Genomic DNA, 6,979 nt, shown 5'->3' with positions numbered 1-6,979 from the left:
CGCCGGCGCAACCCGACCATCCATCCGAAGCACGGCGCCCACTACCCCGCCGCCAACCGCCCAACGGCACCCCAAGCCAACCCCCGCGCGCCCAACCACCCCGCCGACGGCCAGCCGCCGCGCAACCCGACCATCCATCCGAAGCACGGCGCCCACTACCCGCCAACCGGCGGCCGCCGACGCAACCGACCACCCATCCAAACCACGGCGCCCCCACCCCCCGGGTACTACCTCTTCGGCCTCCACACGACCAACGCCGTCTGCCTTCGCACGGGAACCAGCTCGTTCCGGTACGAGGCGTGCACCGCCGCGGCGGCTTGCTCGGCCGCGGTGTAGGCGGCCGCGAGCTCCTCGGTGAGCTCGGCGATGCGCGAGCGGAGGTCGTCGACCTCGCGCTCGAGCTCGATGATGCGCTTGATGCCGGCGAGGTTGACGCCCTCGTGCTGAGACAGGCGCTGCACCTCGCGCAGCAGGGCGATGTCGCGCATGGAGTAGCGGCGGCCGCCGCCCGCCGTCCGGCCCGGGGACACCAGGCCCATGCGGTCGTAGCCGCGCAGGGTCTGGGCGTGCAGGCCGGACAGCTGGGCGGCCACCGAGATCACGAATACCGGGGTGTCCTCGTCGGCGCCGGGCGGGAACGGGATGTCGGTCACGATCCCCTCCTCTGCTCGAGCATCCTGGTCAGCTCCGGCCGCGGGTCATGGCCGGCGGTGGCCTCCGCGTAGCTCTCCAGCGCCGCCTTGGCCGCGCTGTCCATCTTGGACGGAACGGACACCTGCAGGGTGACCAGGAGGTCGCCGGACTGCCCGTCCCGGCGGGCGATTCCCTTGCCGCGCACACGAAGCACGCGACCGCTTGCGGTGCCGGCCGGGACCCGGAGGGACACCTTGCCGTCCAAAGTGGGCACATCCAGCTTGGTGCCGAGGGCGAGCTCGGTGAAGGTGACCGGCACCTTGATGGTCAGGTCGTTGCCGGACCGGCCGAACACCGGGTGCGGCGTGACGTGCACCCGGACATAGAGATCGCCGGCGTGCCCGCCGTTGCTGCCCGGCTCGCCCTGCCCGGCGAGCCGGATCCGCTGGTCGTCGTCGACGCCCGGCGGGATCCGCACGGTCAGTGTCCGGGTCTTGGTGCTCACGCCGTCGCCGCCGCACTCCGGGCACGGGTCGTCGACGATACGGCCCGTGCCACGGCAGTCGCGGCACGGCTCGCTGAACGCGAACGCGCCCTGGCTGCGGCTGACCAGGCCGACCCCGCCGCACGTCGGGCAGGTCCGCGGCGAGGTGCCGGGCTTGGCGCCCGAGCCGAGGCAGGTGTCGCATGTGGACGGTGCGGACAATCGCAGCGGCACCGTGGCGCCCCGGACCGCCTCGGTGAAGTCGATCGTGATCTCGGTCTCCACGTCGGTGCCGCGGCGCGGCCGGCCGGCGGCCGTCGCTCCGCTGCGCCGGCCGAACAGGTTGCCGAGCATGTCGCCGAGCCCGCCGGCGAAACCGCCGGCCGACGACGTGGTCTGGCCGCCGCCGAACAGGTCGCCGAAGTCGAAGTTGGTGGTCGAGCCGCCGAAGCCGCCGAACCCACCGCGCAGCCCGCCGGACCCGAACAGCCGGCGCGCCTCGTCGTACTGCTTGCGCTTCTCCGGATCGCCGAGCACCCCGTAGGCCTCGGACACGGCCTTGAAGCGCGCCTCGGCCTGGGTGTTGCCCGGGTTCGCGTCCGGGTGCAGCTCCCTGGCCAGCTTGCGGTACGACTTCTTGATCTCCGCGTCGCTGGCGTCGGAGGAGACCCCCAACTCGCGGTAGAAATCCTTGTCGATCCAGTCCCTAGCGCTCATCGGATGTCCCCTCCCTCCGCTCAGCTCTGCCCGCTGCCGTCGGCACGCGGCGGCGGGTCTTCCGATGCCGGCTCGAACCAGTCGTTGGCCGACTCCTCCTCGACCGTCTCACCCTCGACCACCGGGGCCGGTTCGTGATCGGTCACCGCGACCAGCGCGGCGCGCACCACCCGGTCGCCGAACTTGTAGCCGCGGCGCAGCACCGCGGTCACCGTCGGCCCGGTGACGTCCGGCGACGTGGTGTGCTGCACCGCCTCGTGCACGGCCGGGTCGAACGGCTCACCCTCGTGGCCGAACGACTCGAGACCGGCCCGCTGCAGGGCGGCGACCAGCTTGTCGGCCACCGACTTGAACGCCCCGGTGAGGTCGCCGTGCTGCTCGGCCCGCTCGATGTCGTCGAGCACCGGCAGCAGCTCGGAGCTCACCTGGGCCTTCGCCATGGTGACGACCACCTCGCGGTCGCGGTCGATCCGCTTGCGGTAGTTGGCGTACTCGGCCTGCAAACGCTGCAGGTCGGCGGTCCGTTCCTCGAGCTGGAGCTTCAACTCGGCCTCCAGGTTGGGCTCGGCGCCGGCCGAGGCCGGGACGTCGGCCGGGGTGGCCGGCGTCCCTTGGCCCGGCTCGGGCGTCGCCCGCACCTGACCGGTCTCGGGGTCGATGCGACGACGGTCGCGCACCACGACTCGAGGCTCCTCTCCGGAGTCGCCGTTGGTTCGCTTGTCGTCCGAGCTCACTTCTTCCCGTCCTCGTCAACGATCTCGGCGTCCACCACGTCCTCGGCGCCGGAGGCGCCTGCGCCCTCACCCGTCGAGCCGGACGCGCCGCCGCTACCGGCGGACGCGCTGGCCCCGGTCTGGGCATAGATGGCCGAGCCCATGGCCTGGGACTCGGTGGCCAGCTTCTCCATCGCGCTCTTGATGGCCCCGACGTCCGTGCCGGCCAGCGCCTCGTTGGCCTCCTTGATCGCGGCGTTGACCTTCTCCTTGGCGTCGGCCGGAATCTTCTCGTCGTTCTCCTTGACGAACTTCTCGGTCTGGTAGACGAGCGTCTCGGCCTGGTTGCGGGTCTCGGCCTCCTCGCGCCGCTTGCGGTCCTCCTCGGCGTGCGCCTCGGCGTCCTTGATCATCCGGTCGATGTCCTCCTTGGGCAGCGCCGAGCCGCCGGTGATGGTCATCGACTGCTCCTTGCCGGTGCCAAGGTCCTTCGCCGACACGTGCACGATGCCGTTGGCGTCGATGTCGAAGGTGACCTCGATCTGCGGCACGCCGCGCGGCGCCGGCGGGATGCCGGTCAGGTCGAACGTGCCCAGCTTCTTGTTGTGCACGGCGATCTCGCGCTCACCCTGGAACACCTGGATGCCCACGGTGGTCTGGCCGTCGTCGGCGGTGGAGAAGATCTCGCTGCGCTTGGTCGGGATCGTGGTGTTGCGCTCGATGAGCTTGGTGAACACGCCGCCCTTGGTCTCGATCCCCAGCGACAGCGGGGTGACGTCGAGCAGCAGGACGTCCTTGACCTCACCCTTGAGCACGCCGGCTTGAAGGGCCGCTCCCACTGCGACTACTTCGTCAGGGTTGACGCCCTTGTTCGGCTCCTTGCCGCCGGTCAGCTCCTTGACCAGGTCGCTGACCGCTGGCATCCGAGTGGAGCCGCCGACCAGCACCACGTGGTCGATGTCGCCCACCTTGATGCCGGCGTCCTTGATCACGTTGTTGAACGGCGCCCTCGTGCGGTCCAGCAGGTCGCTGGTGATCCGCTGGAACTCCGCGCGGGTCAGCGTCTCGTCGAGGAACATCGGGTTCTTGTCCGCGTCCACCGTGATGTACGGCAGGTTGATGTTGGCGCTGGTCGAGCTGGACAGCTCGATCTTGGCCTTCTCCGCCGCCTCGCGGATGCGCTGCAGGGCCATCCGGTCCTTGTTCAGGTCGATGCCCGTGGACGCCTTGAACTTGTCCACCAGCCAGTCGACGATCCGCTGGTCCCAGTCGTCGCCACCGAGGTGGTTGTCACCGCTGGTGGCCCGGACCTCGACCACGCCCTCGCCGATCTCCAGCAGGGACACGTCGAACGTGCCGCCGCCGAGGTCGAAGACCAGGATCGTCTGCTCCTTCTCGCCCTTGTCAAGGCCGTACGCCAGGGCGGCCGCGGTCGGCTCGTTCACGATCCGCAGCACGTTCAGGCCGGCGATCTGCCCGGCCTCCTTGGTGGCCTGCCGCTGGGCGTCCTCGAAGTAGGCGGGCACGGTGATCACCGCGTCGGTGATCTGCTCGCCGAGGTAGGCCTCCGCGTCCCGCTTGAGCTTCATCAGCACGCGGGCGCTGATCTCCTGGGCGGTGTAGGTCTTGCCGTCGATCTCCGTCTTCCAGTCGCTGCCCATGTGCCGCTTGACCGAGCGAACCGTGCGGTCCACGTTGGTGACGGCCTGGTTCTTCGCCGGCTGGCCCACGAGCACCTCGCCGTTCTTGGCGAAGGCCACGATGGATGGGGTGGTTCGCGAACCCTCGGAGTTGGCGATGACCGTGGGCTCACCGCCCTCGAGGACGGCGACGACGGAGTTGGTCGTCCCCAGGTCGATGCCGACCGCTCGCGCCATGGATTCCTCCTGCTTCCTGAGTCCTGCGTCTCGCTCGTTGAGCGTGCCGTGCGCAAGTTTGCAACCGGTCCTCCCGACCGGTCAAACCAGACTTGAGCCTCGCGCGCTCAACCTTCCTGCAGGCTCAACGCGCGAGGCTCGCAGATCGTTCCCGGGACCTACCCCTGCTTGACGGTGATGCTGCCGCTGTCGGTGTGCAGGTCGATCCGGTGGCCGGCGGCCGGGTCGTTGGGCACGCCGTTCGTCACCCGCCCGCTGTCCGTGCTGGCCGTCACCCGATAGGCGCCCGGCGGCACGGTCACGTCGATGCTCCCGCTGTCCGCCTGAGCCACCACGTTCTGCACGGTCGCCAGCCGCACCGACACGGTGCCCGAATCGCTGTGCACCGTGACCGCGCCGCGCGCCTGGTCCACCGTCACGCTGCCGGAGCTCGACTTCACCGCCACCGCGTCGCCGATGTCGGTCAGGTTCACCCGGCCGGAGGAGACCTCCAGGTTGACCTGCCCCGCCACCTTCCGCACGGTCACCGCGCCGGACTCGACCTTGAGGTTGACGCCGGCCACCCCCTCCACGTCCACCTTGCCGGAGTCGACGGCGCCGTTCACCCTGACGCCGGCCGGCACGGTCACCTCGTAGTCGATCCAGCAGTTGTCCGGCTTGCACGACTCGATCACCAGCGTGTCGCCCTCGACCTGGTGAGTCGGGCCGGGCCGGTCCCGGTCGTAGTGGATCGACCGGTGCACCGTGGCCCGGTCCCCGGCGCGGATCGTGACCGCGCCCGCCTCGTTGGCGATCCGCACGCTGGTGATCCGCGCGTCCACCGTCGCGTCGTCGACCTCGGTGTTCCTGGCGTCGCCCCACCAGCCGCACGCGCCGACCAGCAGCAGGCCCGCCCCCAGCGTCGTCACCAGCAGTCCTCGCCCCATGGCTGCACCCCTCGGCGTCATGAACCCTGTGTCGCCTCGACGCTAGGTCCGCCCGGCCCGGGGTGGCATCGGGGACGCCCCCGAGTTGACCCTGGTTCAGCCGTCCCGCCGGGTCTCGACGCGGTGGAAGTTCAGGTACGCCCGCGACGGCGTCGGCCCGCGCTGACCCTGGTAGCGCGAGCCGGCCCGCTGCGAGCCGTACGGGTGCTCCGCGGCCGAGGTCAGCTGGAACAGGCACAGCTGCCCGATCTTCATGCCCGGCCAGAGCGTGATCGGCAGGTTGGCCACATTGGACAGCTCGAGCGTGATGTGCCCGGAGAAGCCGGGATCGATGAAGCCGGCCGTCGAGTGCGTCAGCAGCCCGAGCCGGCCCAGCGAGGACTTGCCCTCCAGCCGCCCGGCCAGGTCGTCCGGCAGCGCCACCGCCTCGAACGTCGAACCGAGCACGAACTCGCCGGGGTGCAGGACGAACGGCTCGTCACCGACCGTCTCGATCAGCGTGGTGAGCTCGTCCTGCTGCTGCTGCGGATCGATGTGGGTGTACCGGGTGTTGTCGAACACCCGGAAGTACCGGTCCAGGCGGATGTCGATGCTCGACGGCTGGAGCATGGCCGGATCGAACGGCTCGACCCGCAACCGTCCGGACTCGAGCTCCTTGCGCAGATCCTGATCGCTCAGCAGCACCCGCCCACCCTAGCGTCGCTACCATCGGTCTCCGTGACACCACAACGGTTCACCGCCACGGTGGTCTCCGGGCCCCGCGGCCGGGTGATCGTGCCCGTCCCGTTCGACCCGGACACCCTCTGGGGCGCCAAAACCCGGCACCACGTCACCGGCACGATCAACGGTCGGCGCATCCGCGGCATCATCGAGCCGCTCGACTCCGGGCACGGCATCGCCTTCGGCCCGGCCTGGCTCCGCGACTGCGGGCTCGCACCGGGCGACCGGGTCGAGGCGGTCCTGTCGCCAGAAGGCCCGCAACGCGACGACCTCGCCGACGACATCGCCGCCGCCCTGGCCGCCAACCCCGAGGCCGCCGCCTTCTTCGACTCCCTCGCCCAGTTCTACCGCCGCGCCTACCTCCGCTGGGTCGACGCCACCAAGCGCCGCCCCGACCAGCGCGCCGCCCGGATCGCCGAGATGGTCGACCTCCTCGCCGCCGGCGTCAAACAACGCCGGTAGTCGTCACAATGTCGGCGGCCACGCCGTCCGAGTGGCATGACGACGACATTGGCCCGGTTCACCCGGCAGAAGACCGTCCTGCTCACCACGTTCAAACGCGACGGCACCCCGATCGGCACCCCGGTCAGCCTGGCCGTCGAGGGCGACCACGGGTACTTCCGCACCTACGACGCCGCCTGGAAGTCCAAGCGGCTCAAGAACAATCCCAACGTGACGGTCGCACCGTCCACGGCACGCGGCACGGTCACCGGGCCCGCCATCCCCGGCCGCGCCCGGCTGCTCGACGCCGAGGAGGCCCGCCATGCGGCCCGCCTGCTCGCCCGCAAGCATCCGTTCCTGCACGGTTTGCTGGTCCCGCTGCTCCACCGGCTACGCGGATACCGGACCCTGCACTACGAGCTGTCGGCCTCGTGACACCGTGCGGGCGCCTCCGGGATCCCGGAGACG

At 70.6% G+C, this 6,979-nt stretch carries 8 protein-coding genes; 2 read left to right on the top strand and 6 right to left on the bottom strand.

The features are described 5' to 3' along the window. Positions 1-227: 227 nt before the first annotated feature. The 6 genes from VGX25_RS14925 to dcd all read right to left on the bottom strand — a co-directional run bounded on the left by VGX25_RS14925 (position 228) and on the right by dcd (position 6,034). The gene (locus tag VGX25_RS14925; RefSeq protein WP_326918377.1) at positions 228-653 is read right to left on the bottom strand and encodes a heat shock protein transcriptional repressor HspR; all 426 of its coding nucleotides are present in this window, start codon (positions 651-653) and stop codon (positions 228-230) included. Further along, positions 650-1,834 carry a molecular chaperone DnaJ gene (gene dnaJ / locus VGX25_RS14920; protein WP_326918376.1) on the bottom strand — a complete coding sequence of 395 codons (1,185 nt, stop codon included), beginning with the start codon at positions 1,832-1,834 and terminating at the stop codon, positions 650-652. The genes VGX25_RS14925 and dnaJ overlap by 4 nt, the downstream gene beginning before the upstream one ends. A 20-nt stretch (positions 1,835-1,854) precedes the next feature. Further along, positions 1,855-2,568 (bottom strand): nucleotide exchange factor GrpE, encoded by a 714-nt coding sequence (gene grpE, locus VGX25_RS14915; protein ID WP_326918375.1) that lies wholly within the window; start codon positions 2,566-2,568, stop codon positions 1,855-1,857. After that, positions 2,565-4,424 (bottom strand): molecular chaperone DnaK, encoded by a 1,860-nt coding sequence (dnaK, locus tag VGX25_RS14910; RefSeq protein ID WP_326918374.1) that lies wholly within the window; start codon positions 4,422-4,424, stop codon positions 2,565-2,567. Before dnaK ends, grpE begins: the two co-directional genes overlap by 4 nt. Before the next feature lie 158 nt (positions 4,425-4,582). Further along, positions 4,583-5,350, bottom strand: a complete 768-nt coding sequence (locus VGX25_RS14905) for a DUF4097 family beta strand repeat-containing protein (protein WP_326918373.1) — start codon at positions 5,348-5,350, stop codon at positions 4,583-4,585. 96 nt (positions 5,351-5,446) lie between these two features. Beyond that, positions 5,447-6,034 carry a dCTP deaminase gene (gene dcd, locus VGX25_RS14900; RefSeq protein WP_326918372.1) on the bottom strand — a complete coding sequence of 196 codons (588 nt, stop codon included), beginning with the start codon at positions 6,032-6,034 and terminating at the stop codon, positions 5,447-5,449. Positions 6,035-6,067: 33 nt separating this feature from the next. On the opposite strand from dcd, the gene VGX25_RS14895 reads away from it, so the two are divergent. Continuing rightward, complete coding sequence (locus tag VGX25_RS14895; protein ID WP_326918371.1) at positions 6,068-6,532, top strand: YdeI/OmpD-associated family protein; 465 nt, start codon at positions 6,068-6,070, stop codon at positions 6,530-6,532. A gap of 36 nt (positions 6,533-6,568) precedes the next feature. Continuing rightward, the gene (locus tag VGX25_RS14890; RefSeq protein ID WP_326918370.1) at positions 6,569-6,946 is read left to right on the top strand and encodes a PPOX class F420-dependent oxidoreductase; all 378 of its coding nucleotides are present in this window, start codon (positions 6,569-6,571) and stop codon (positions 6,944-6,946) included. Positions 6,947-6,979: the final 33 nt, after the last annotated feature.

Source organism: Actinophytocola sp. (assembly GCF_035942955.1).
In the GTDB taxonomy this organism is placed as follows: Bacteria; Actinomycetota; Actinomycetes; order Mycobacteriales; family Pseudonocardiaceae; genus DASYTH01.
The sequence above is the reverse complement of the archived record's forward strand: the minus strand, read 5'-3'. Positions and strand labels throughout refer to the sequence as shown.